Source organism: Streptomyces sp. CA-278952 (assembly GCF_028747205.1).
Classification (GTDB): Bacteria; Actinomycetota; Actinomycetes; order Streptomycetales; family Streptomycetaceae; genus Streptomyces.
The window spans coordinates 4,079,363-4,102,089 of sequence record NZ_CP112880.1; the positions used below are offsets into that span (position 1 = coordinate 4,079,363).

The window sequence follows — 22,727 nt, forward strand, 5'->3', positions numbered from 1 at the left end:
ACGGAAGATCCACCGTCCTCGGGGGCACCGAAAGCCTTCCAGCAGCACCAGCAGCACCAGCAGCACTGGCAGCGCCGGCAGCACCGGAAGCCTCCGGCAGCGCCTCTCACCCCGCGCGTCGGGCCAGGGTCAGCCGGGAGCTGGTGAGGTCGGCGGCCAGGAGTCCGGCGAGCACCGGGACGACCACGGCCAGCAGCCCGATGGTCTCCCACGGCATCACGATCGGCGTGTAGGCCGACTGCATCGGGTCCTCCCGCATGTCCGCGAGGGCCGCGCGCAGGTCGGTCAGCCGCAGGGCCACCGCGGGCACGAGCCCCGCCACCGTTCCCAGGAGCACCCCGGTCAGGGCGACGACCAGGCACTGGAAGCCGGACAGCGAACGCCGTACGCCCGGGGGCGCGCCCACCGCGCTGAGCGTGGTGAGGTCGGCCTCCGCGTCGGCCTTGGACAGCCCGGTCGTGATCGCCGCCGCGCCCAGGGTCACCACTCCGGCGAAGAGGGCGAGGATCAGCAGGATCGTGTCGTCGTCCGTCCGGGACCTCTCCTCCGAGGTCATCAGGTACGCGCGGTTCCCCGCTTGGTCGAGTGCGGCTTGGACCGACTGGTTCTCGGCGTCCGTGGGCTCGCGGTTCAGCGTGAAGAAGCTGCCGTACTCCTTGACGTGCAGGCCGAGCCGCTCGGCGGTCTTCTCCGGCATGACCATCCGGATGCCCGGCGTCGCCGCGTAGTGGTCCGGAGCGACGTACACCTTCAGCCGGTCCGTGGTGGTGCGGGCCTTGCCCGGGTGCAGGGCCCGGTTCTTCTTGTCGCGCGCGTTGTAGATATGGGTGGCCTTGAGCGTGACCTCGCCACCCTTCGCGTACGCCGGGTTCAGCAGGACGGGGGTCCCCTCGGCGATGGCCTTCGCCGCCGCCGGGTCCTCCAGCTTCACGTACGAGTCGAGGACGTCCGCGCCGCCGATGACGATCTTGTGCTCATCGGTGCCGAACGCGACCATCGTGTAGTTCTCGTCCATGCAGGCCGGGGAGTTCATCAGCCGTTTGTGCTCGTCGGCCGAGATCCGCAGGGCGAGTTCCTTGGCTCCCTTGCCCTTCAGCGGGCAGGAGTGGCCCTTGCCGGTGGGCTTCACGAGTTCGAGGGTGCCGCAGCCGTTCTCCTCCTCGTAGTACACGGAGCAGTCGCTTCCGGCCCAGACGCGTCCGATGTCGGCGCGCCCACCGCTGACCGGGAGGTTCTCCTCGACGGCGGCCCGGGAGCGGGGCAGGTCGGCGTTGTCGCGGTCGTCGGAGGCCATCAGCGCCGCAGTGCCCGGGGTCATGTTGGGCGTGTAGTCGTACGCCTGCTCGGCGGCGCCGCTGCTGGTGTACGTGGCGATGGCGATGCTCCCCGCGACGGCCGCCATCACGGCGGCGACGGCGGGTGCGGTGCGGCCCCGGTTGCGGGCCGCGTCGCGCAGGGCGATGCGGGGCGTCAGCGGGAGCCTCCGGCCGAGCCGGCCGAGGAGGCCGACGATCACCGGAATGCAGCCGAGGACGCCCAGTTCGGCGAGGATGGAACCGCCGGCGACGAGATTGGTGCTGCCGTTGACCCCGCCGTAGACGGCGACGGCGACACCGGCACCGAGTGCGGTGACGCCGATGACGGGCAGCACCCGGGAGCCGCGGCGGGTGCCGCGCCGGCCGGTGAGCGACTCCAGGACCGACTGGCGGCCCGCGACGATCGCCGGGGCGAGTGCGGCGAGGACGCCGGTGACCAGGCCGAGCACGGCGATGCCGAGGATCTCCCAGGGCCGTACGGTCAGTTCGCCGAAGCGGCTGCCCGCGTAGTCCTCGATCATCGGGCGGAACAGGGCGGTCAGACCGAATCCGGCGCCGACCCCGACCACCGCGCCGACCGCGCCCAGCACGGCGCCGCCCGCGAGCACCACGGCCCGGACCTGGCCCCGGGTGCCGCCGCACGAGCCGACCAGGCCCAGCTGCCGGCGGGAGCGGCGGGCGCCGACGGCGAACGCCGGGCCGGCCAGCAGCACGATCTCCAGGAGGGCCATGGCCGCCACCGTGAGGGCCGCCGCGGTCAGCGCCTTGTCCGTGGCGTTGTACGGGTCGCCCATCATGGCGGCCATCGGGATCTCGGAGTCCGGCGGCGGATCCAGGGCGACCCGGCGGGACATGACCACCACGCCCTTGTCGTTGGCGGCGAGAACGTCCTGCCAGGTCACGCCCGCGCCGGTCGGGGCCTGGACCAGCCACCTCGGGTCGCTCGCCTGGGGCGGCAGGACGTTCTTGTCGCGGTCGGCGGTCTTCTGCCAGGGGTCGATGACCGAGCCGGGGAGCGCGTACAGGGAATCGGCCCGCAGGTCGGCGGGGAGTTCGACCGCGCCGGTGAGCGTGTAGGTCTGGTCGGGGCCGCGCACCGTGACGCGGTCGCCGACGGACAGCCCGGACGCCTCGATGAAGTCCTCGGTCGCCGCGATCTCGTCGTCGGCCCGGGGGTAGGCGCCCTCGGTCAGTTCGATGCGGCCGCGCAGCATCGGGTCGGAGACGCTCAGTTCGGTGATCTCGGTGTCCGTGATGCCGTGGCGGGTGGTCACCGACGCCGGTGCGGTCCGCTCGGTGAGATACCGCGAGCCCTCGGGGAAGGCCGCGGGCACGTCGACCGGCCTCTCCTGCTCCTCCGGGGTGGGGTCCGGGGCGCCCTGGGGTGTTCCCCAGGTCGCGCCGTCGGGCATCTGCTGGAGCTTCACCGGGCCCATGCTCGTGGCGGAGAACCGGGCGTCGGCCGCCCCCAGCTCAGCGGTCAGTTCCTTGGCCTTGGTGGGCAGGGCGCTGCGGTAGGTGAGGTCGGCGGCGGTCACGCCGAGGACCGGCAGGGCGATCATCGCGACGACCAGGGCGCTGCGGCCCTTGGCCCGCACGGCGTCGCGCCGGGCTATGCGGAAGGCGGCGCGCCAGCCGGGGAGCGGGTTCACGTGGCGGCCTCGGCGGTTCCGGTGGAGAGCAGGGAGTCGGCCCCGGTGGTCAGCGTCTGGTCGACGATCGAGCCGTCCCGGAGGAACACGACCCGGTCGGCCCAGGCCGCGTACCGGGGCTCATGGGTCACCATGACGCCGGCCGCGCCCTGGTCGCAGCGGGTGCGCAGCAGGGCGAGGACGGCCTCGCCGGTCTCGGAGTCGAGCGCTCCGGTCGGCTCGTCGGCGAGCACGAGGCGCCGGTCGCCGACGAGGGCGCGGGCGATGGCGACGCGCTGCTGCTGGCCGCCGGACATCTCGTCGGGGAAGCGGTCGGCGATCTCCTCCAGCTTCAGCTCGGCCAGTGCGGCGAGGGCCTCCTTGCGGGCCTTGCGCACGGAGACGCCGTCGAGTTCGCGGGGCAGCGCGATGTTCTCGGCGGCGGTGAGGGCGGGGATGAGGTTGTAGTCCTGGAAGACGTAGCCGACGCTGCGGCGGCGCAGTGCGGCCATCCCCTTGGGGCCGAGGGCGGCGATGTCCTGGCCCTCGATGACCACCTGGCCGCTGGTGGCGGTGTCCAGCCCGCCGGCCAGGGTCAGCAGGGTGGACTTGCCGGAGCCGGAGGGGCCCATCACGGCGACCAGTTCGCCCGGGTGCACGGCGAGCTGGATCCCGCGCAGGGCGTGCACCTCGGCGATGCCGGAGCCATGGGTACGGGTCAGCGCCCGCAGTTCGAGTACGGGGCTGCCGCCGGGCGTCCCGGAGGACGGCGGGGGCGGGGGTGTGGCGGACGAAGGCATGGCGAGTGGTTCCCCCCTGGGAACGGACGGGGTCAGGTGCGGGCGGTGGTGGCGCCCGGGATGGGGGCGGCGGCGGTGCTGCCCGGAGGTATGGCCGGCGGCGGTGGTGCCCGGGATGTGGGCGGCGGTGCCGGGAGAGGCGTCCGCCGGTGCCGCGGGTGCCGGCGTCAGCGCCTGGACCGGGTCCGGCCGGCCAGGGAGCGGGCCGGGCCGCGGGTCGCCGTGGGGCCGGGCTCGGCGGAGGGTTCGGTCGCGGCGGCCTCGGCGAGACGGACGAGCCGGGACTCGCAGTGGTCGAGCCAGCGGGCCTCGGCCTCCGCCTGGAAGATCAGCTGCTCCACGACGAGGAGCCAGGCGACCTCGTCCCGGTTGGCCGGGACGTCGGCCAGGGCCTGTGCCTTGAGGCGGGTGTAGTCCTGCATCGCCTTGAGCGTGTGGTGGCGCTGGGCCTGGATGACGTCCCGGATGTCGACGCCGGGCGCGCCCACGGCCATGGCGAGCTTGATGGCCAGTTCGTCGCGGGGCGGACTGGTGCGGTCCACGGGCGTCTCGAACCAGGTGCGCAGCTCCGTGCGGCCGTCGTCGGTGATCGCGTACAGGTCGTGCCCGGCGTCGTCCGAGCCCTCCTGGACGATCATGCCGTCGCGCTCCAGCCGGCTGAGCGTCGTGTAGACCTGCCCGACGTTCAGGGGCCAGGTGGAGCCGGTGCGTGACTCGAACTCGGTGCGGAGCTGGGACCCGTAACGAGGGCCCCGCTCCAGCAGGGCCAGCAGGCCGTGGCGAATGGACATACTGAGTATGTATACCGAGTATGTTCGTCCTGGCAAGTCGCATCGGTACGGTTCCGCGCAGCGCGACAAGGTGTTATGCGCAGCGCGACGAGGGGGCGCGACGCTCAGTTCGCCTGACGCATACGGAAGGCGAGGAAGCCGAGCCCCAGCCCGACCAGCGCGATGCCCGTACCGAGCGAGACCTGCTGTATCCGTTGTACGGACGCGGCGTCCAGAGCCTGTCCGGACCGGGGCCCCGGATCGGTGAAGGCGCTGGGCGGCGGGGCGGAACCGGGCAGGTCAACCGGTTCTACGAGGTCCGCATCGGGCTCGTCCTCCGGCACCGGCTCGTCGGCCCGCGCCAGCTCCAGCGGCGTCAGTGAACGCCCCGGCCGCGCCTTGCCCGCCCCGGCCTCGCGGCCGGCCAGGGGGGCGGTCGACCCGGATACGCCGGGGGAAGCGGAAGGGGAGGAGGAGGCGGAGTCCGGCGAGTCGGACCCGGGCCCGGCGGGGGCCTGCGCCCCGTGCCCGGTCGTCGCCGGGGAGGACGGGTCCGGGCCGCTGCCCGGAGTTCCGGAGACAGGGACGCCGGACCGCCCGGGCAGGGCGGACGGGAGCGCCGAGGGGGACGCGGAGCCCGACGGTACGGGCCGTGGCGCGGCCGGACGGGCAGGGGCCGCGGACGGGGTGGCGGCGGGGCTCGACGTGCCGGGGGTGGGGGGCGTGGCGGAGTGGGGCGGGCTGGCGGGCGCCGGTGAACCGTGGGCGGAGCCGCCCAGCGGCCCCAGCGCCGCTCCGGCTGCAGCCATCAGACAGACCGCACACCTCGACGGCCATGCGGCCGGAAGTCCTGGACCCATGAGATCAGCGTCACACGGGCCCCCTCATCCGGCATCCCGGACGCGGTATCCGGAAATTCGGGCCCTGATAGTGCCCTGATAGCGGTCCGGGGCGGAGATCCGTGGGCCCGTAACGGTCACCTCCGGACACCGCCCGGCCGGACGGATTCGACAGGTGGCCGGCGGATCAGGAGGGCTTGCCGGTGGAGACCTGCAGCTCGAAGTGGGCGCCGCGCTCGGAGACGGCCGCGCCGGAGGACGGGAACTGGCCGACGACCTGGCCGTCGGCGTAGGTGTTGCCCTTCTCCTCGATCTCCTTGACGGTCCATCCCGCGGCGGCCGCGCACGCCTTCGCGGACTGGATGTCCTTGTAGACGAAGTTCGGCGCCTGGACCTTCGCCGGGTCGTTGGAGTCCTCGGAGGCATTCGTGCACTCCGTGCTCTTCATCGTCCGGTTGCGCTCCGGCGGGCGGTATCCCTCCACCTCGCTGGTGCCCGGGTCCCCGCCCTTGCCCGCCTCGTCGTCCTTGCCGTCCTTGCCGTCTTGGAGGGCGATCGCGGTGATCAGGCCGCCGATGGCCAGCAGCGCGACGACGATCGAACCGACGACGACCGGCATGTTCCGCTTGGAGCCGCCGCCGGCGGCCGCGCCCACGGCCGTCGCGTGCTGCGGGCTGATCGAGTACGGCGGCGGGGTCTGGTGGGCCAGTGGTCCCGAGGTCTGGTAGCCCTGGGCCGCCTGCGGGTAGCCGTAGCCCGGCGTGGGCGCCGGGGTCGGTTGGCCGTACGGACCCGGCTGGTGGGGCTGCTGCTGCGGATGCGGCTGGTACGGCGTCTGGACGCTCTGGGGCGACGGGGCGCTCTGGTCGACCGGCGGGAACACCGCGGAGCCGACACCGGAGCCGCTGTTGGCGGGTCCGCCGCCGGCCACGATCACGGGGGCGCCGGTCTGGCCGCCGGAGGCGTTCAGCACGCGGGCGATCTCGTCGCGCATCGCGGCGGCGCTGGGGAAGCGCTCGTTCGGGTTCTTCTTGAGCGCGCGGGCGACGAGGGCGTCCATGGCCGGGGTGACCGACCGGTTGATGCTGGACGGCGCGACCGGCTCCTCCTGCACATGCGCGTACGCGATGGCCAGCGGCGAGTCCGCGTCGAACGGGATCCGGCCGGTGAGCAGCTGGAAGAGCATGATGCCGACCGAATACAGGTCGGACCGGGCGTCGACGCCGCGGCCGAGGGCCTGCTCGGGGGAGAGATACTGCGGGGTGCCGACGACCATGCCGGTCTGCGTCATCGAGGTGACACCGGACTGCATGGCACGGGCGATGCCGAAGTCCATGACCTTGACGATGCCGCGCTTGGTCATCATCACGTTGCCGGGCTTGATGTCCCGGTGGACCAGGCCCATCTCGTGGCTGGTCTCCAGCGCGGCGAGCACGTCCGCCGTCACCTTGAGGGCCTTGTCGGCGGGCATCGCGCCGTGACTGCGGATGTCGGCTGCCAACACCGAGCCGAGCGGCTGCCCCTCGACGTACTCCATGACGATGTACGGCATCAGCGCACCGCCGAGCTCGTCCTCGCCGGTGTCGAAGACGGAGACGATGTTGGTGTGCTGGAGCTTGGCGACGGCCTGCGCCTCACGCCGGAAACGCTCACGGAAGGACTGCTCGCGGCCGAGCTCCGTGTGCAGGGTCTTGATCGCGACCTGGCGGTCGAGGGCGGAGTCGTAGGCCAGGTATACGGACGCCATCCCGCCCTCGCCGAGCAGGTCGCGCAGCTGGTAGCGGCCGCCCGCGACCGCCCCGCCCGCGTAGCGGCCCTGTGCGCCGTCCTGGCTCATGACTTGCTTCCCCCTCGGCGGCGCGCGGTCGCACGCGGTATATCCGTCTGACGTCGTTTCTGTCTGACGTGGTTGCGTGCGACGCGGTTCCGTACAACGCGATTACGCGCCAAGTCTGCCGCAGGGGTCCGACACGTCAAGCCGGGTGCCCGTTCCGTGACCCTACGCACAAGAAGCGTCTCGGAAGCGTTACAGGAAACGCATCAAATCCATGTGTACGACGCGCCGGGTGGCCCGATGATCCTGCCGCAGCGGAACCGTGGTGTCCGGTGGAGGCTGTAGCGTGACGCTGCAATGCAGCAAGGCACCGTGAGAACCCGCGGACGCGCGGACAGATACGACGGCGAGGACTGATGGCACCCGATTCCGAAGCAAACGGCGGCGGAGTTTCGGATGGCTCCGACGCCTGGGGTGTCGGCGGCGTGGTCGGTGACGGACGTTACCGGATGACCTACCGGCTCGGCCGGGGCGGCATGGCAGAGGTCTACGCGGCGGAGGACGTCCGGCTCGGACGTACGGTCGCGGTGAAGCTGCTCCGTTCCGACCTGGCCGAGGATCCGGTCTCCAAGGCGCGCTTCACCCGCGAGGCACAGTCCGTCGCGGGCCTCAACCACCACGCGATCGTCGCCGTCTACGACTCCGGCGAGGACGTCGTGGGCGGCCAGACCGTCCCCTACATCGTGATGGAGCTGGTCGAGGGCCGCACCATCCGCGATCTGCTCCTGACCGCGGAGGCCCCGCCTCCCGAGCAGGCGCTGATCATCGTCTCGGGGGTGCTCGAGGCCCTCGCGTACTCGCACCAGCACGGCATCGTGCACCGCGACATCAAGCCCGCCAACGTGATCATCACGGAATCGGGCGCGGTCAAGGTGATGGACTTCGGCATCGCCCGCGCGCTGCACGGCGCGCAGTCGACGATGACCCAGACCGGCATGGTCATGGGCACCCCGCAGTACCTCTCCCCCGAGCAGGCGCTCGGCAAGGCCGTGGACCACCGGTCCGACCTGTACGCCACCGGCTGCCTGCTCTACGAACTGCTGGCGCTGCGGCCCCCGTTCACCGGTGAGACCCCGCTCTCGGTGGTCTACCAGCACGTCCAGGACATCCCGGTGCCGCCGTCCGAGGTCTCGGACGTGGTGCCGCCGGAGCTGGACGGGATGGCGATGCGCGCGCTGGCGAAGGACCCGGACGACCGGTTCCAGAGCGCCGAGGAGATGCGCGGGCTCGTCCAGTACAGCCTCCAGATGCTCCAGGTGCAGGGCGGTCACACGGGCACGTGGAACACCGGCCCGGTCGCGCTGCACGAGGGGGGCCAGACCTCGCCGCACGGGATGTCCGGCTCCACCCGCGCCATGGGCCACCCGACGCACGGGGACACCTCGCAGGGCCCGATCCTGCCGCCGTACAACCCGGACGACGGGGGCTACGACGGCGGCGGCCGACGCTCCGGCGGGCGCGGCAAGATGTGGCTCTTCGTCCTGCTCGCGCTGGTCGCGATCGGCGCGGGGGTCGCCTTCGCCGTCAACGCCGCGAAGGACGACGGCGGGAAGAAGGACCCGGTCACGCCGTCCACCTCGGTCAGCCAGTCCGAGAAGGAGAAGCCCTCGGAGTCGCCGTCCGAGGAGGAGGAGAGCGACGAGCCGGAGGCCCCGGACACCTCCTCCACCGGCGGCCAGACGCAGCCGAATCCGCCGCCGTACAACCCGGACCCGATCCCGAGCAAGCCGTCGTTCACCCCGTCCCCGGACCCGACCGGCACGGCCCCCGGGACCTCGGACGGCAACACCAACGAGGGCAACAGCGGCGAGCCCACCGGTGAGCCCACCGAGCCGACCACCGACCCCGGCACCCCGGGCGGAGCCGGCGGCGACGACGAGGGCGGGGCCGGCGACGACGGCGGTACGGGTACGACGCCCGGCGACACGTCGCTCGGCGCCACCACGCCGTAACGCACCACCGCACCACCCTCTGAGCCCGGCGTGCGCCCTCGTGGCGCGCGCCGGGCTCACGCGGTGGTGCAACCGCGTCACTCCGTGAAGGCCGCATACACCGCTTCGTACTCCCGCGTCCACCACACCGCCAGGGCCGACACCGCGGGGAACTGCGGGTCGGCCCTGCGGTCGTCGAGGCGGTAGCGCCAGCGGAGTATCCAGAAGTCGTTGAGCCGTTCCCACCACACCCGGTGTACGGCGGCCGCCAGCTCGGCGGCGCCCGCCCCCGCGGCGCGCCGGTACGCGCGGGCGTACGCCCGTACCTTCGCGAGGTCCAGCTCCCCGGCCGGGCGGACGAAAAAGATCGCCGCCGCCCGTACCGCCTCCTCGGCGCGCGGCTGTACGTCCAGCCGGTCCCAGTCCACGATCGCGACCGGGTCGGCGCCCCGGTAGAGCAGGTTCAGCGGGTGGAAGTCCCCGTGCACCCAGCCGGTGGCGGGCCCCTCCGGGGTGGGCGGGCGGCGGTGGGCGTGCTGTTCGAGCAGGGCGCGGCGCTCCACGAGCCGGTGCACGGCGAGTTCGTCGAAGGCGTCGCGGGGGGCGTCCCGCCCGCCCTGCCCGCGCGCGGCGGCCAGCAGGTCGTCGATCAGCGCGAAGGTGTCGGCGGCGTCCGGGCTGCGGTGGCCCGGCCGGGCGGGCGGGCTCGTCGGGTGCGGGCCGTCGCGCGGCGCCATCACCTGTTCCAGGCCGGTGTGCACGGTCCCCAGGAGCGCACCGAGCCGGCGCGACTGGGAGAGGGTCAGCTCGGAGCCGACCCGGTGGAGGCCGTCGACCCAGGGGTGCAGGGCGTAGCACCGTTCGCCGATCACGGTGACGGTGTCGCCCCGGGTGTCCGTCAGGGGCGGGACGACGGGCACGCCGAGCGACTTCAGGCGCTGGGTGGCGCGGTGCTGGCGCACGATCGCGGCACGTTCGCCGCTGGTGTCGTCCAGGTGCTTCTTGTCGAGATGGTGCTTGAGGAAGTAGGACCCGCTCGTGGTGGAGACGCGGTATCCGTGGTTCAGCAGGCCCTTGGTGATCGGGTCGCAGGCGAGCGGCTCGCCCACGTTCGGGTAACGGCGCAGCACCTCGCCGACCGGGGGAACAGGTGGACGAGTGACATATGAGCGCGGCACTTACCAGATGTTAGATCACTCTGCGTGGCCGCTCGGCGGAGTTGCGGTCACGCCCGGAGGTGCGCTAAGGCCGTCTGACGCCGTCCGACGCCGTCTGGAAGGCCTGGATGCCTCAGAACTTCAGCGTGTGCTCGGTGACGAAGTGCGGATCGACCCGGAGGTAGGCCGGCGCGAAGGGCTCCCCGTTGACGGAGACGGGCGCGGCGCCGAACAGCCGCTCCTGCTCGGGGCAGGGGTGCACGATCTCGGCGGGGCCGGTGAACTGCACCGACCACAGGTCGCCGCCGTCGGCGCAGGCCGCGTCGTTGTAGTGGTCCGCGCCGTACGCGACGGCGTTGTAGTTGTCCGCGCCGTACGCGACGACGCTCCCGTTGCACGCCTCGTGGTGGCCGAAGCCCCTGTGCATCCGCAGCAGGATGCGACCGTCGCACACGATGTGCCGGGCCACCGTCAGGAACGGCAGGGCCCGCATGCTGGTCGCGAGGCGGCCGTACGGGACGCGGCGGAGCAGTTCGATGGGCTCGGCTCCCCGGGTCGGCTCGGCCCGCTCGATCGTGCCGGTCGCGGGAGACCCTGGCGTGCCGGCCGGGGCCCGCCGGATCGTCCCGGTCGCGGGGAGTTCGTCGAAGGACATGGATTCCACTGTCCCCCGGCCGTAGGGACCGCGTAAGAGTCGCCTGCCCCGGGTGGCCCGGGACCAAAGTCCCGGCGGGCGACGGGACTCAGCGGCGCTCGGCCTGGAGCCGCGCGACGTACGCGGCGGCCTGCGAGCGGCGCTCCATGCCCAGCTTGGACAGCAGGCTGGAGACGTAGTTCTTGATGGTCTTCTCGGCGAGGTGCAGACGCTCCCCGATGACCCGGTTGGTCAGGCCCTCGCCGATCAGGTCCAGGATCTTGCGTTCCTGTTCGGTGAGGCCGGCGAGCTTGTCGTCGCCCCTGCCGCTGCCGCCGTCGCGCAGCCGCTCCAGCACCCGGGCGGTGGCCACCGGGTCCAGCAGCGACTTTCCGGCCGCCACGTCCCGTACGGCGTTCAGCAGTTCATTGCCGCGGATCGCCTTCAGCACATATCCCGACGCGCCCGCCATGATCGCGTCGAAAAGCGCCTCGTCATCGGCGTACGAGGTGAGCATCAGGCATTTGATGTTCTCGTCCTGGGAACGGATTTCCCGGCACACCTCCACACCGCTGCCGTCCGGCAGCCGCACGTCGAGCACCGCCACATCGGGACGCGTCGCCGGGATCCGCACCAGGGCGTCCGCGGCCGTACCGGCCTCGCCGACCACCTCGATGTCCGCCTCGACGGAGAGCAGCTCATGGACGCCGCGCCGGACGACCTCGTGATCATCGAGCAGAAATACCGTGATTTTTCCATCTTCGCGCACGATCGCAGTCTCACACACTCGCCTCTCCTCCGCTCTTCCCTGGCGCTGATCCGCGGGATAACGTGCCGTTGTTCCGGCGGCCCGCAAGGCTGCTTCCAGTGCCCTGACCAGCAGAGGTTCGCGATTTTTTCGATTTACTTGGAAATCCAAGCAAAATCGCAGGTCAGATAGGGTTTCGCAGTTCTGCGACGCTGTGGGTAACGTGCCTATGACAGGGCACTCGCCGGGGCACCTGTCACGCCTGACTCCGGCCGACCGGCACCCACCCCGTGCACGGCTCCGGATCCAGGCGAGCCGCACTGGTCCCCGGTAGACCCCGGGGGCCGGACCGACGGAGGAGCACGCACGTGACCGTGGAGAGCACTGCCGCCGCGCGTAAACCGCGACGCGCCAGTAAGCGGACCAGCGCCGCGAAGAAGCCGCAGAGTGCCGAGCCTCAGCTCGTACAGCTGCTGACGCCCGAGGGCGAGCGCGTCGAGCACCCGGACTACAGCATCGACCTGAGCGCCGACGAGCTGCGCGGCCTGTACCGGGACATGGTCCTCACCCGCCGCTTCGACGCCGAGGCGACCGCCCTCCAGCGCCAGGGCGAGCTGGGCCTGTGGGCCTCGCTGCTCGGCCAGGAGGCCGCCCAGATCGGCAGCGGCCGGGCCCTGCGCGACGACGACTACGTCTTCCCGACCTACCGGGAGCACGGGGTCGCCTGGTGTCGCGGCGTCGACCCGACCAACCTCCTCGGCATGTTCCGCGGGGTGAACCACGGCGGCTGGGACCCGAACAGCAACAACTTCCACCTGTACACGATCGTCATCGGCTCGCAGACGCTGCACGCCACCGGGTACGCCATGGGCGTCGCCAAGGACGGCGCGGACTCCGCCGTGATCGCGTACTTCGGTGACGGGGCCTCCAGCCAGGGCGACGTCGCCGAGTCGTTCACCTTCTCCGCGGTCTACAACGCCCCGGTCGTCTTCTTCTGCCAGAACAACCAGTGGGCCATCTCCGAGCCCACCGAGCGCCAGACCCGCGTGCCGCTCTACCAGCGCGCCCAGGGCTACGGCTTCCCCGGCGTCCGGGTCGACGGCAACGACGTCCTCGCCTGCCTGGCCGTCACCCGCTCCGCGCTGGAGCGCGCGCGCCGGGGCGAGGGCCCGACCCTCGTCGAGGCGTTCACCTACCGCATGGGCGCCCACACCACCTCCGACGACCCGACGAAGTACCGGGCCGACGAGGAACGGGCCGCGTGGGAGGCCAAGGACCCGATCCTGCGGCTGCGCGCGTACCTGGAGAAGGACAAGCTCGCGGACGAGGCCTTCTTCACCGCGCTGGACGAGGAGAGCGAGACCCTCGGCAAGCGGGTACGGGAAGCGGTGCGTGCGATGCCCGACCCGGACCCGATGGCCCTGTTCGAGCACGGCTACGCCGACGGCAACTCCCTCGTGGACGAGGAGCGGGCCCAGTTCGCCGCCTACCAGGCATCGTTCGCCGATTCCGCCGAGGAGGGCAAGTAGCCATGGCCGTGGAAAAGATGTCCATCGCGAAAGCGCTCAACGAGTCGCTCCGCCTCGCCCTCGACAACGACCCCAAGGTCCTCATCATGGGCGAGGACGTCGGCAAGCTCGGCGGCGTCTTCCGTATCACCGACGGGCTCCAGAAGGACTTCGGCGAGGACCGGGTGATCGACACCCCGCTCGCCGAGTCCGGCATCGTCGGCACGGCGATCGGCCTGGCCCTGCGCGGCTACCGCCCGATCGTCGAGATCCAGTTCGACGGCTTCGTCTTCCCCGCGTACGACCAGATCGTCACGCAGCTCGCCAAGATGCACGCCCGCGCGCTCGGCAAGATCAAGCTGCCGGTCGTCGTGCGTATTCCGTACGGTGGCGGCATCGGCGCGGTCGAGCACCACAGCGAGTCCCCCGAGGCGCTCTTCGCGCACGTCGCGGGGTTGAAGGTGGTCTCGCCGTCCAACGCGAGCGACGCCTACTGGATGATGCAGCAGGCCGTCCAGAGCGACGACCCGATCATCTTCTTCGAGCCCAAGCGGCGTTACTGGGACAAGGGCGAGGTCGACACCGAGTCCATCCCCGGCCCGCTGCACAAGGCCGTGACCGTCCGCGAGGGCAGCGACCTCACGCTCGTCGCGTACGGGCCGATGGTGAAGGTCTGCGTGGAAGCGGCCGCGGCCGCCCAGGAGGAGGGCAAGTCGATCGAGGTCCTGGACCTGCGCTCGATGTCGCCGATCGACTTCGACGCCGTCCAGAGGTCGGCGGAGAAGACCGGCCGGGTCGTGGTCGTCCACGAGGCGCCCGTCTTCTACGGCTCCGGCGCGGAGATCGCCGCCCGGATCACCGAGCGCTGCTTCTACCACCTCGAAGCGCCCGTGCTGCGGGTCGGTGGCTACCACGTCCCCTACCCGCCGGCCCGGCTGGAGGACGAGTATCTGCCCGGCCTGGACCGGGTGCTCGACGCCGTCGACCGCTCGCTGGCGTTCTGAGGAGAGGGTTCGTGACGACGATGACCGAAACGTCTGCTCGTTTCCGTGAGTTCAAGATGCCCGACGTGGGCGAGGGACTGACCGAGGCCGAGATCCTCAAATGGTTCGTCCAGCCCGGCGACACCGTCACCGACGGCCAGGTCGTGTGCGAGGTCGAGACCGCGAAGGCGGCCGTCGAGCTGCCGATCCCGTTCGACGGGGTGGTGCACGAGCTGCGCTTCCCCGAGGGCACGACCGTCGACGTCGGCCAGGTGATCATCGCGATCGACGTGGCCCCGGGCAGCGGCGACGCGCCTGCTCCGGCCGCCGCCCCGGCCCAGGAGCCGGTGGAGGAGCCCGAGGCGGAAGCCGAGCCGAAGGGCCGTACGCCGGTCCTGGTGGGCTACGGCGTCGCCGAGTCCTCCACCAAGCGCCGCCCGCGCAAGGGGACGACGGCCGCACCGGAGGCCGCCGCCGTCGCGGCGGCGGTGCAGGCCGAGCTGAACGGGCACGCGGCGCCGGCTGCTTCTCCCGCTCCCGCTTCCGCGCCTGTGGCCGACGCTCCGGCCGGCGGCCGTCCGCTCGCCAAGCCGCCGGTCCGCAAGCTCGCCAAGGACCTGGGCATCGACCTGGCGACGGTGGTGCCGACCGGCAGGGACGGCGTCATCACCCGCGAGGACGTCCACGCGGCGGCGGCCCCGGCCGCTACGACTCCGGTGGCTGCCCCGGCCCCCTCGCAGGCGGCCCCCGAGGCCCCGGCAGCCGCCGTGGCCTCCGACTCCGCCCGGGAGACCCGTATCCCGGTCAAGGGCGTCCGCAAGGCCATCGCGCAGGCGATGGTGGGCAGCGCGTTCACCGCGCCGCACGTCACCGAGTTCGTCACGGTGGACGTGACGCGCACGATGAAGCTCGTGGCCGAGCTGAAGGAGGACAAGGACATGGCGGGGGTGCGGGTCAACCCGCTCCTGATCATCGCCAAGGCCCTCCTCGTCGCGATCAAGCGGAACCCCGAGGTCAACGCCGCCTGGGACGAGGCCAACCAGGAGATCGTGCAGAAGCACTACGTCAACCTGGGCATCGCTGCGGCCACCCCGCGCGGTCTGATCGTGCCGAACATCAAGGACGCGCACGACAAGACGCTGCCGCAGCTCGCGGCGGCCCTGGGCGAGCTGGTCACCACGGCCCGGGACGGCAAGACGTCCCCGGCGGCGATGGCGGGCGGCACGGTGACCATCACCAACGTCGGCGTCTTCGGCGTCGACACCGGTACGCCGATCCTCAACCCGGGCGAGTCCGCGATCCTGGCGGTCGGCGCGATCAAGCTCCAGCCGTGGGTCCACAAGGGCAAGGTGAAACCACGTCAGGTCACCACGCTGGCCCTGTCGTTCGACCACCGCCTGGTCGACGGCGAGCTGGGCTCCAAGGTGCTGGCCGATGTGGCGGCGATCCTGGAGCAGCCGAAGCGCCTGATCACCTGGGCGTAACTGCTTTTCCCCGTGGGCCCGTACGTTTCTCCGTACGGGCCCACCGGCATGTCCGGCCCTCACCGCACGGCGAGTTCGGCGTACACGGTCTTCCCCACCGTGCGCGGCTCGACGCCCCAGTCGTCGGCGAGCTGCGCGACGACCAGGAGCCCGCGCCCGTAACAGTCTTCGGCGTCGGGCCGCCGGACACTGGGCAGCCGCTCCCCGCGCGGATCGCTCACCGCGATACGCAGTGCGCTCGCGGTGAGGGCGAGATGGACCCGGAAGAGCCGCCCCCGGATGGCCCCGTGCAGCAACGCGTTGGTGGCCAACTCACTGACCAGGAGCGCCGCGTCACCGGCGAGCGCGGGATGCCCCCACTGGAGGACGAGCCGGGCGGCGCGGTGCCGGCTGCGTACGACGCTGTGCGCGGTGGGCGTGTAGTCGACGCGGTCCTCGCGGAGGAGGGGGGTGGGGGCGGGTACGGGGGTCTCCTGGGCTGCGGACATGGGTGGGTGCCTCCGGGGTGGGGTGGAGTCGGCGGTGTGCCTGGTTGGCTCCGCTGTGCGAGCGGATGAGCGCCGAACGTAGCGGTAGAAGGCTCCCGCGCTCAAGTAGTCCGGGGAATATATTCCCCGTACGAGCGAATGGTGGGTGCCGTCAGCGTGTTTCCTGGCACACTGGGCGCGATCAGCGGGAGGGCGAGATGCGGAATTCTGGAGCTGCGCCACGTGGCAGTCGGACGTCAACTGTGCTTGGGCGACGCCTCGGTGGCGAGCTGCAACGTCTGCGGCTCGGAGCGGGTATGACGCAGCAAGAGGCTGCCGAGTACCTGAGCGCGACGGCGACCAAGGTGGTGAAGATGGAGAGCGGGTGGGTTCCGGTCCGTGATCCGGACATCCGGGCGCTGTGCCAGCTGTATGGGATGACGGACGACCAGGTCATCATCGGGCTGCTGGATCTCGCGAAGACGGACCGAGAACGCCGGAAGGTAAAAGGCTGGTGGGACAACGGCCTCGTTCCGGGCGGCGTGGACTACATCGCCATGGAGGATGGCGCGTTGCGCAATAGGCAGTGGCAGGTTGCCTTGATCCCGGGGCTGTTTCAGACGGCCGACTACGTTCGGGCGATGGCCGTTGCGGATATGCCGTGGGACGACATCGAACAGCTCGAAGCGGTGGTGGAGACACGGGCGAGGCGGCAGCGAAGGCTGCATGGCGACAACCCGCTGTTGATGCACGCGGTGATCTGGGAGGCTGCCTTGCGACAGCTCATCGGAGGTCCCGACGTCATGCGGCGGCAGCTTAACCACCTGTGTGAGCTGTCGGAGCTGCCTAACATTCACATTCAGGTGCTGCCGTTCCGGGCAGGTGGGCACAGCGGTGTCGGCGGTCCGTTCAACATCCTGTCCTTCGGTGAGGAGAGGGCTGTGGACGTGGTCCACATGGACGCGTCGCGCTCCGAGATCTGGATCGAGGACGCGGAGCGGAGCACGGTATTCATCGGGATGTTCAACAGCCTGGTGAAGTCGAGCCTGTCGCCGCACGACTCGCACCAGTTCATGCAGAGCATCGCCAAAGGAATGAGTGAATGACAGCGTTCAAGTTCGCCAAGTCCAGCTACAGCACCAAGGAACACGACTGCGTCGAGGTCGCCCGCAACATCCCCCGCACCGTCGCCGTCCGCGACTCCAAGCGCCTCGGCGGCCCGGTCCTCACCCTCGCTCCCGCAGCCTGGGACGCCTTCACGGCCGACCTGCGGCGCCGGCAGCCGTAGGCCTCGGCAACGGCGAAGGGGCCCGGCCCGCACACACCGTGCGGGCCGGGCCCCTTCGCCGTACAACGCGTGCGGGCTACTTCTTGAAGCCGTAGTCCATCAGCTTCTTCGCGTCGGCGGTGCGGTTCGCCTCGGAGGACGACGTCAGCACCGTGCCGATGACCGTCTTGCCCTTGCGGGTCGCGGCGAAGACCAGGCAGTACTTGGCGGTCGGGCCGGAGCCCGTCTTGACGCCTACGGCACCGCTGTAACTGCTGAGCAGCTTGTTGGTGTTGCTCCACGACATGTAGCGGTAGCCACCGCTCTTCGTGGTCACCTTCTGCTTCGTCGACTTGGTCTTGACGATCGAGCGGAACGTGGAGTTCTTCATCGCCTTGCTGGCGATCTTCGTCAGGTCACGCGGGGTCGAGTAGTTGTTGCCGCCCCCTATGCCGTCGAACGAGTCGAAGCGGGTGTTCTTCAGCTTGAGGCTCTTCGCCGTGGCGTTCATCTTGCCGATGAACGACTTCACGCGGGCCGCACGGGTCTTGCCGGAGCCGAACTTGTCGGCAAGGGCGTACGCGGCGTCGCAGCCGGAGGGGAGCATCAGGCCGTAGAGGAGCTGGCCGACGGTGGGCTTGTCGCCGACGATGAGCCGGGCGGACGAGGCGTTCTTCTTGACGATGTAGTCGCTGTACGCCTTCTGGACCGTGACCTTGGATTTCAGGTTCACGTTCTTCTGCGACAGGACCACCAGCGCCGTCATGATCTTGGTGGTGGAGCCCGTGGCGCGACGGGTGTCCGCGGACTTGGTGAAGAGGGTCTTTCCGGTGCCGTTGTTCATCACGAAGCCGCCCTTGGCGACGATCTTCGGAGTCGGCGGCGTGGCGGCGTGCGCCGTGGAGGCGAAGGCGCTGCCCGCGAGCACCGCACCGGCGGTGAGCGTCACGGTGGCCGTGACGGTGACGCGATTGATGCGCTTGATGCCGATATTCAACTGAACGCTCCAAATGCCCCTGATATGCGGCCACATAAGGGTGCCGCTCGGAGGTGAGACTCCTGAGAGCGGGCAATGGATGTGTTACTGATCGGGTGAATTTGCGCAGGCTTGACCATGGGCCGTCGGGGCGCAGCAGCCCTTGCCCTGCCAGGCCTGGCGCCCCTCCTTGACGGCGAGGCCGGCGATGGCGAGGGCGGCGACCGGATCGGCCCAGGTCCAGCCGAGCGTGGCGTTGAGGAGCAGTCCGACCAGCAGGACGGCCGACAGGTACGTGCACAGCAGGGTCTGCTTCGAGTCCGCGACGGCGGAGGCGGACCCGATCTCGCGTCCCGCCCGCCGTTGGGCGGCCGACAGGAACGGCATGACGGCCAGCGAGAGCGCGGCGATGACGATGCCGAGGGGGGACGGTTCGGCCTCGCCGGTGCCGGTCAGCGCTCGGACCGCGTCGATGGCGACGTACGCGGCGAGCGCGAAGAACGATACGGAGATGATCCGGAGAGCCGTCCTCTCCCGGCTCTCGCGCACCGCGTGCTCCCGGGCGGAGAACTGCCACGCCACCGCGGCGGCGGAGGACACCTCGATGACGGAGTCCAGGCCGAAGCCGATCAGGGCGCTGGAGGAGGCCATCGTTCCGGCGGTGAGGGCCACCACCGCCTCGATGACGTTGTAGGCGATGGTGATCGCGACCAGGAGTCGTATCCGGCGGGCGAGCGCCTCTCGGCGGGCCGGGGAGGGGCCCAGGGAGAGCGTGGTCATCAGCAGCAGCCCTTCGTCTCCGCGTCCGGGCAGGTGCGGTCGGTCTCGACGGCCACCACTGCGGAACGCAGGTCGCCCAAGGCGCTGCCGAGGCGTTCGTCGGCCAGTTCGTAGCGTGTCCGGCGGCCGTCCGGCACGGTGACGACCAGGCCGCAGTCGCGCAGGCAGGCCAGGTGGTTGGAGAGTCGGGTACGCGAGATGCCCAGGGTGTCGGCGAGGTCGGAGGGGTACGCCGGGGCCTCGCGGAGCGCGAGCAGCAGGCGGCAGCGGATCGGGTCGGCGAGCGCGCGGCCGAACCGCGCGAGCACCTCGATGTCGGAAGCGACGGTCAGCATGGGCTGATAGTACAGCCAAGTCTGAATTCAGAAGAGGGTGAACTGTTGACCTCTCGGTCGCCCCGGAGGTCCAGAATCCGGACGCGGGCCCACATGCGTGCATGTTGTATCTATGCTGTGCGCATGCCTGCCGCACCCTCCGCCCCCGTACAGCCGCCGCCCTCCTCCCTCAAGCGCCCGCCCGCCGCCGAGCGCGTCTACACGCACATCAAGGAAGCCGTCCTGGGCCGCCGCTACGAGGGCGGGACGCTGCTCACCGAAGGGGATCTCGCGGACGCGGTCGGCGTCTCCCGGACGCCCGTGCGCGAGGCGCTGCTGCGGCTGGAGGTCGAGGGGCTGATCAAGCTCTACCCGAAGAAGGGCGCCCTCGTCCTCGCCGTCTCCGCGCAGGAGATCAAGGACGTAGTGGAGACCCGGCTGCTGGTCGAGGAGTTCGCCGCGCGCAGGGCGGTGCCCGCGTCTCCGCAGTTGATCGCGCGGCTGGAGCAGCTCCTGGAGGAGCAGCGGCAGTTGGCGGAGGTCGGGGACCTGGCCGCCGTGGCGGTCAAGGACCGCTGCTTCCACGCCGAGATCGTGAAGAACGCCGGCAACGAGATCCTCTCCCGCCTCTACGACCAGCTGCGCGACCGTCAGCTGCGGATGGGCGTCGCGGTGATGGAGTCCCACCCGGGCAGGATCGAGGCCAACATCACCGAGCACGGTGAGCTGCTGGAGGCGATCCGCGCCGGGGACGCCGAGGGGGCGGCCCTGGTCGTGCGCCGCCATGTCGGCCGGGTGCGGGTGCTGGTGCGGGGGGAGGACCGGTGAGTTCGGCCGCCCCCACGCTCTCGCTGCCCGGTGACCCGCCCGGCGGCCGGACTGCCGCCTGGGTCTGGGGCATCGGGGTCGCCGTCTACTTCGTCGCGATCATCTTCCGTACGAGCCTGGGCGTCGCCGGACTCGACGCCGCCGACCGGTTCGACGTCAACGCCTCCGCGCTGTCCACGTTCTCGATCCTCCAGCTCCTCGTCTACGCGGGCATGCAGATACCCGTCGGCCTGATGGTCGACCGGCTCGGCACCAAGAAGGTCCTCACCATCGGGGCCGTTCTCTTCACCGTCGGGCAGCTCGGCTTCGCGCTCTCCCCGTCGTACGGCATGGCGCTGGCGGCCCGCGCGCTGCTCGGCTGCGGCGACGCGATGACGTTCATCAGCGTGCTGCGGCTCGGCAGCCGCTGGTTCCCGGCCCGGCGCGGACCGCTGATCGGGCAGGTCGCGGCGCTGTTCGGGATGGCGGGCAACCTCGTCTCGACGCTGTTCATCGCGCGGGCGCTGCACAGCTACGGCTGGACCGCGACGTTCGTCGGCAGCTCGCTGGCCGGTGTCCTGGTGCTGGTGCCGCTCCTGCTGTTCCTCAAGGACCACCCCGAGGGCCACGAGCCGCCGCCCGCCGAGCACGCCGGGGCCGCGTACGTCCGCCGCCAGATCGCCGCCGCCTGGCGGGAGCCGGGGACCCGGCTCGGGATGTGGGTGCACTTCACCACCCAGTTCCCGGCGATGGTGTTCCTGCTGCTGTGGGGGATGCCGTTCCTGGTCGAGGCGCAGGGGCTGAGCCGGGGCACGGCGGGCACGCTGCTCACTCTGGTGGTGCTGTCCAACATGGTGGTGGGGCTCGTCTACGGGCAGATCATCGCCCGCCACCACGAGGCACGGGTCCCCATCGCGTTGGGCACGGTGGCCACGACGGCCCTGCTCTGGGCGTCCGCGATCTTCTATCCGGCCGACCACACGCCGATGTGGCTGCTGGTCGTCCTGTGCGTGGTGCTCGGCGCCTGCGGACCGGCCTCGATGGTCGGCTTCGACTTCGCCCGCCCGGCCAATCCGCCCGAGCGGCAGGGCACCGCCTCGGGAATCGTCAACATGGGCGGCTTCATCGCCTCGATGACCACCCTGTTCGCCGTCGGGTTCCTGCTGGACGCCACGGGCGACAACTACCGCGCCGCGTTCGCCTCGGTCTTCGTCCTGGAGGCGCTCGGCGTCACCCAGATCCTGCGGCTGCGCCGCCGGGCGGCGCTCAGGGAACGCGAGCACCACGTGGTGAGCCGCGTCGAGGCCGTGCACGTACCGGCGTAACCGTCTCCTTCGCGCTCGGCGGCGCGCCCGTCGCCCATGGTCCGGGACGGGCGCCGCCGGGGCGCTGGGGCGGTGTTACGAGGTCACGAGGTCAGGTACTCACGGGGCCAGGGGGCCAGGGGGCCAGGGGGTCAGGTAGTCGCGAGATCACGGGGTCACGGCGAAGTTGTCCAGGATCGCGGTGGCCAGCTCCTGGTCGCCCTCGACCTTGATCCGGTCCGCGACGGCCGTGTGGCGGACCCGGCCGCAGGCGAGCCGGACGTACGTCTCCCAGTCCACCGACAGCGTCACGGCGGGGCCGAGCGAGGGCGCGCCGTCCACCGAACCGCGGCCCTCCGCGTCGACCCGTACCGTCCGCAGGAACTCCACCGGCCCGTGCACGTCGAAGACGACCGCCGAATTCGCGGGGGCGCCGGCCTTCTTGGCCACCACCTTCGGCAGTCCGGCGAGCAGCATGTCGCGGGTGATCAGGGCGCCGGGAGAGTCCAGGTTGCCGGGCTGCCCGAGCGTGGCGCGCAGGTCCTGCTCGTGCACCCAGACATCGAACGCCCGCAGATTGAGCGCTGTTTCGAGGGTCTGCTCGGCGCCCAGCGGCGCGCGGACCTTGGTCTCGGGGCTGCGCGACTCGTTGCGGATCTGGCGGGCCCGGCGGATGAGGACGTACTCCAGCTCGGAGGTGATCTCCGGGGAGGTGTGGTGCCGCCGGACGTCGACCTGCATCTCCATGTAGCGGGCGAAGTCGCTCTGCACGTGGTAGAGGTCGCGCGGCAGGGTGTGGATCGGCCGGGGATCGCCGAGCATCTCGCACTCCATGCCGATGACGTGCGACACGATGTCGCGCACCGACCATCCCGGGCAGGGCGTTCGGCGGTTCCACTCACCCTCGGGGAGGGGCTTCACCAGCTCGGCTATCGCCTCGATGGAGTGGGTCGCGGCGTCGGTGTAGGGCTGGAGGCTGGGATGGACGGTCACGGGACCCCTCGTGCGGTTCTGCGGTGCATGGGCTGGAGAGCAGGAGTGCTGGCGGGCGGGCTGGCACTGACGGCGCTGTCGGCGAGCTGCGTGGGAGGTTCGACCGCCGGACCCACCGACGATGGGTCCAAGTTACGCTGCGAGCAGGCACCCCGGCAGTGCTTTGGTGTGACGATCGTAGGCC

General features: G+C 71.1%; 21 protein-coding genes. 8 read left to right on the forward strand and 13 right to left on the reverse strand.

The features are described 5' to 3' along the window. Positions 1 to 106: 106 nt before the first annotated feature. From N7925_RS18280 to N7925_RS18300, 5 genes are all read right to left on the reverse strand, one after another. Entirely contained in the window at positions 107 to 2,968 is a 2,862-nt protein-coding gene (locus tag N7925_RS18280) for an FtsX-like permease family protein (RefSeq protein WP_274344478.1), read from the reverse strand. After that, on the reverse strand, positions 2,965 to 3,747 hold the full coding sequence (locus tag N7925_RS18285; RefSeq protein WP_274344479.1) for an ABC transporter ATP-binding protein: 783 nt from the start codon (positions 3,745 to 3,747) through the stop codon (positions 2,965 to 2,967). Before N7925_RS18285 ends, N7925_RS18280 begins: the two co-directional genes overlap by 4 nt. Before the next feature lie 167 nt (positions 3,748 to 3,914). Continuing rightward, positions 3,915 to 4,538 carry a PadR family transcriptional regulator gene (locus N7925_RS18290; RefSeq protein ID WP_265600626.1) on the reverse strand — a complete coding sequence of 208 codons (624 nt, stop codon included), beginning with the start codon at positions 4,536 to 4,538 and terminating at the stop codon, positions 3,915 to 3,917. A 104-nt stretch (positions 4,539 to 4,642) separates the two neighbouring features. Then, entirely contained in the window at positions 4,643 to 5,326 is a 684-nt protein-coding gene (locus N7925_RS18295) for a hypothetical protein (RefSeq protein ID WP_274344480.1), read from the reverse strand. A 217-nt stretch (positions 5,327 to 5,543) separates the two neighbouring features. Continuing rightward, positions 5,544 to 7,193, reverse strand: coding sequence for a protein kinase domain-containing protein (locus N7925_RS18300; RefSeq protein ID WP_274344481.1), 1,650 nt, complete (start codon positions 7,191 to 7,193; stop codon positions 5,544 to 5,546). 353 nt (positions 7,194 to 7,546) lie between these two features. Here N7925_RS18300 and N7925_RS18305 point away from each other — a divergent pair, with 353 nt between their 5' ends. Next, positions 7,547 to 9,142: a protein kinase domain-containing protein gene (locus N7925_RS18305; protein ID WP_274344482.1), complete on the forward strand. Its 1,596-nt coding sequence runs from the start codon at positions 7,547 to 7,549 to the stop codon at positions 9,140 to 9,142. Positions 9,143 to 9,219: 77 nt separating this feature from the next. Here the strand turns inward: N7925_RS18305 and N7925_RS18310 are convergent, their stop codons facing one another. The 3 genes from N7925_RS18310 to N7925_RS18320 all read right to left on the reverse strand — a co-directional run bounded on the left by N7925_RS18310 (position 9,220) and on the right by N7925_RS18320 (position 11,681). Further along, positions 9,220 to 10,251 (reverse strand): phosphotransferase, encoded by a 1,032-nt coding sequence (locus tag N7925_RS18310; RefSeq protein ID WP_274346496.1) that lies wholly within the window; start codon positions 10,249 to 10,251, stop codon positions 9,220 to 9,222. 160 nt (positions 10,252 to 10,411) lie between these two features. Continuing rightward, positions 10,412 to 10,933, reverse strand: coding sequence for a pyridoxamine 5'-phosphate oxidase family protein (locus N7925_RS18315; RefSeq protein WP_274344483.1), 522 nt, complete (start codon positions 10,931 to 10,933; stop codon positions 10,412 to 10,414). Between the two features lie 88 nt (positions 10,934 to 11,021). Beyond that, positions 11,022 to 11,681 (reverse strand): response regulator, encoded by a 660-nt coding sequence (locus tag N7925_RS18320; RefSeq protein ID WP_274344484.1) that lies wholly within the window; start codon positions 11,679 to 11,681, stop codon positions 11,022 to 11,024. Positions 11,682 to 12,028: 347 nt separating this feature from the next. Between N7925_RS18320 and pdhA the strand changes: the two genes are divergently transcribed. From pdhA to N7925_RS18335, 3 genes are read left to right on the forward strand one after another with little or no spacing between them, the layout of a single operon-like run. Beyond that, positions 12,029 to 13,189: a pyruvate dehydrogenase (acetyl-transferring) E1 component subunit alpha gene (gene pdhA / locus N7925_RS18325; RefSeq protein WP_018957252.1), complete on the forward strand. Its 1,161-nt coding sequence runs from the start codon at positions 12,029 to 12,031 to the stop codon at positions 13,187 to 13,189. Between the two features lie 2 nt (positions 13,190 to 13,191). Next, positions 13,192 to 14,172 (forward strand): alpha-ketoacid dehydrogenase subunit beta, encoded by a 981-nt coding sequence (locus N7925_RS18330; protein WP_274344485.1) that lies wholly within the window; start codon positions 13,192 to 13,194, stop codon positions 14,170 to 14,172. An 11-nt stretch (positions 14,173 to 14,183) separates the two neighbouring features. Continuing rightward, positions 14,184 to 15,635 carry a dihydrolipoamide acetyltransferase family protein gene (locus tag N7925_RS18335; RefSeq protein WP_274344486.1) on the forward strand — a complete coding sequence of 484 codons (1,452 nt, stop codon included), beginning with the start codon at positions 14,184 to 14,186 and terminating at the stop codon, positions 15,633 to 15,635. 59 nt (positions 15,636 to 15,694) lie between these two features. On the opposite strand, the gene N7925_RS18340 is transcribed toward N7925_RS18335, so the two are convergent. Continuing rightward, positions 15,695 to 16,123, reverse strand: a complete 429-nt coding sequence (locus N7925_RS18340; RefSeq protein WP_274344487.1) for an ATP-binding protein — start codon at positions 16,121 to 16,123, stop codon at positions 15,695 to 15,697. A gap of 197 nt (positions 16,124 to 16,320) precedes the next feature. Here N7925_RS18340 and N7925_RS18345 point away from each other — a divergent pair, with 197 nt between their 5' ends. Both N7925_RS18345 and N7925_RS18350 read left to right on the forward strand, forming a co-directional pair. Next, positions 16,321 to 17,208, forward strand: a complete 888-nt coding sequence (locus N7925_RS18345) for a helix-turn-helix domain-containing protein (protein WP_097909948.1) — start codon at positions 16,321 to 16,323, stop codon at positions 17,206 to 17,208. Continuing rightward, a complete protein-coding gene (locus tag N7925_RS18350) occupies positions 17,205 to 17,390 on the forward strand; it encodes a DUF397 domain-containing protein (protein ID WP_274344488.1) in 186 nt (61 codons plus the stop codon). The genes N7925_RS18345 and N7925_RS18350 overlap by 4 nt, the downstream gene beginning before the upstream one ends. Before the next feature lie 76 nt (positions 17,391 to 17,466). Here N7925_RS18350 and N7925_RS18355 read toward each other — a convergent pair whose 3' ends face one another. The 3 genes from N7925_RS18355 to N7925_RS18365 form a co-directional block, all read right to left on the reverse strand. Beyond that, entirely contained in the window at positions 17,467 to 18,366 is a 900-nt protein-coding gene (locus N7925_RS18355) for a D-alanyl-D-alanine carboxypeptidase family protein (RefSeq protein WP_018957246.1), read from the reverse strand. 84 nt (positions 18,367 to 18,450) lie between these two features. Further along, positions 18,451 to 19,125, reverse strand: coding sequence for a cation diffusion facilitator family transporter (locus N7925_RS18360; protein ID WP_274344489.1), 675 nt, complete (start codon positions 19,123 to 19,125; stop codon positions 18,451 to 18,453). Further along, the gene (locus N7925_RS18365; protein WP_265600638.1) at positions 19,125 to 19,460 is read right to left on the reverse strand and encodes an ArsR/SmtB family transcription factor; all 336 of its coding nucleotides are present in this window, start codon (positions 19,458 to 19,460) and stop codon (positions 19,125 to 19,127) included. Before N7925_RS18365 ends, N7925_RS18360 begins: the two co-directional genes overlap by 1 nt. 123 nt (positions 19,461 to 19,583) lie before the next feature. Here N7925_RS18365 and N7925_RS18370 point away from each other — a divergent pair, with 123 nt between their 5' ends. Then, a complete protein-coding gene (locus N7925_RS18370) occupies positions 19,584 to 20,267 on the forward strand; it encodes a GntR family transcriptional regulator (RefSeq protein ID WP_274344490.1) in 684 nt (227 codons plus the stop codon). Then, positions 20,264 to 21,571 carry an MFS transporter gene (locus N7925_RS18375; RefSeq protein WP_274344491.1) on the forward strand — a complete coding sequence of 436 codons (1,308 nt, stop codon included), beginning with the start codon at positions 20,264 to 20,266 and terminating at the stop codon, positions 21,569 to 21,571. Before N7925_RS18370 ends, N7925_RS18375 begins: the two co-directional genes overlap by 4 nt. Positions 21,572 to 21,718: 147 nt before the next feature. Here the strand turns inward: N7925_RS18375 and N7925_RS18380 are convergent, their stop codons facing one another. Then, on the reverse strand, positions 21,719 to 22,543 hold the full coding sequence (locus tag N7925_RS18380) for a maleylpyruvate isomerase family mycothiol-dependent enzyme (RefSeq protein WP_274344492.1): 825 nt from the start codon (positions 22,541 to 22,543) through the stop codon (positions 21,719 to 21,721). Between the last annotated feature and the right edge of the window lie 184 nt (positions 22,544 to 22,727).

Coding starts and splice junctions, on each gene's coding strand:
- N7925_RS18350 (WP_274344488.1), top strand. CDS start 17,205: ATGACAGCGTTCAAGTTCGCCAAGTCCAGCTACAGCACCAAGGAACAC.
- N7925_RS18295 (WP_274344480.1), bottom strand. CDS start 5,326: ATGGCTGCAGCCGGAGCGGCGCTGGGGCCGCTGGGCGGCTCCGCCCAC.
- N7925_RS18345 (WP_097909948.1), top strand. CDS start 16,321: ATGCGGAATTCTGGAGCTGCGCCACGTGGCAGTCGGACGTCAACTGTG.
- N7925_RS18340 (WP_274344487.1), bottom strand. CDS start 16,123: ATGTCCGCAGCCCAGGAGACCCCCGTACCCGCCCCCACCCCCCTCCTC.
- N7925_RS18300 (WP_274344481.1), bottom strand. CDS start 7,193: ATGAGCCAGGACGGCGCACAGGGCCGCTACGCGGGCGGGGCGGTCGCG.
- N7925_RS18365 (WP_265600638.1), bottom strand. CDS start 19,460: ATGCTGACCGTCGCTTCCGACATCGAGGTGCTCGCGCGGTTCGGCCGC.
- N7925_RS18330 (WP_274344485.1), top strand. CDS start 13,192: ATGGCCGTGGAAAAGATGTCCATCGCGAAAGCGCTCAACGAGTCGCTC.
- N7925_RS18360 (WP_274344489.1), bottom strand. CDS start 19,125: ATGACCACGCTCTCCCTGGGCCCCTCCCCGGCCCGCCGAGAGGCGCTC.
- N7925_RS18370 (WP_274344490.1), top strand. CDS start 19,584: ATGCCTGCCGCACCCTCCGCCCCCGTACAGCCGCCGCCCTCCTCCCTC.
- N7925_RS18315 (WP_274344483.1), bottom strand. CDS start 10,933: ATGTCCTTCGACGAACTCCCCGCGACCGGGACGATCCGGCGGGCCCCG.
- N7925_RS18290 (WP_265600626.1), bottom strand. CDS start 4,538: ATGTCCATTCGCCACGGCCTGCTGGCCCTGCTGGAGCGGGGCCCTCGT.
- N7925_RS18285 (WP_274344479.1), bottom strand. CDS start 3,747: ATGCCTTCGTCCGCCACACCCCCGCCCCCGCCGTCCTCCGGGACGCCC.
- N7925_RS18305 (WP_274344482.1), top strand. CDS start 7,547: ATGGCACCCGATTCCGAAGCAAACGGCGGCGGAGTTTCGGATGGCTCC.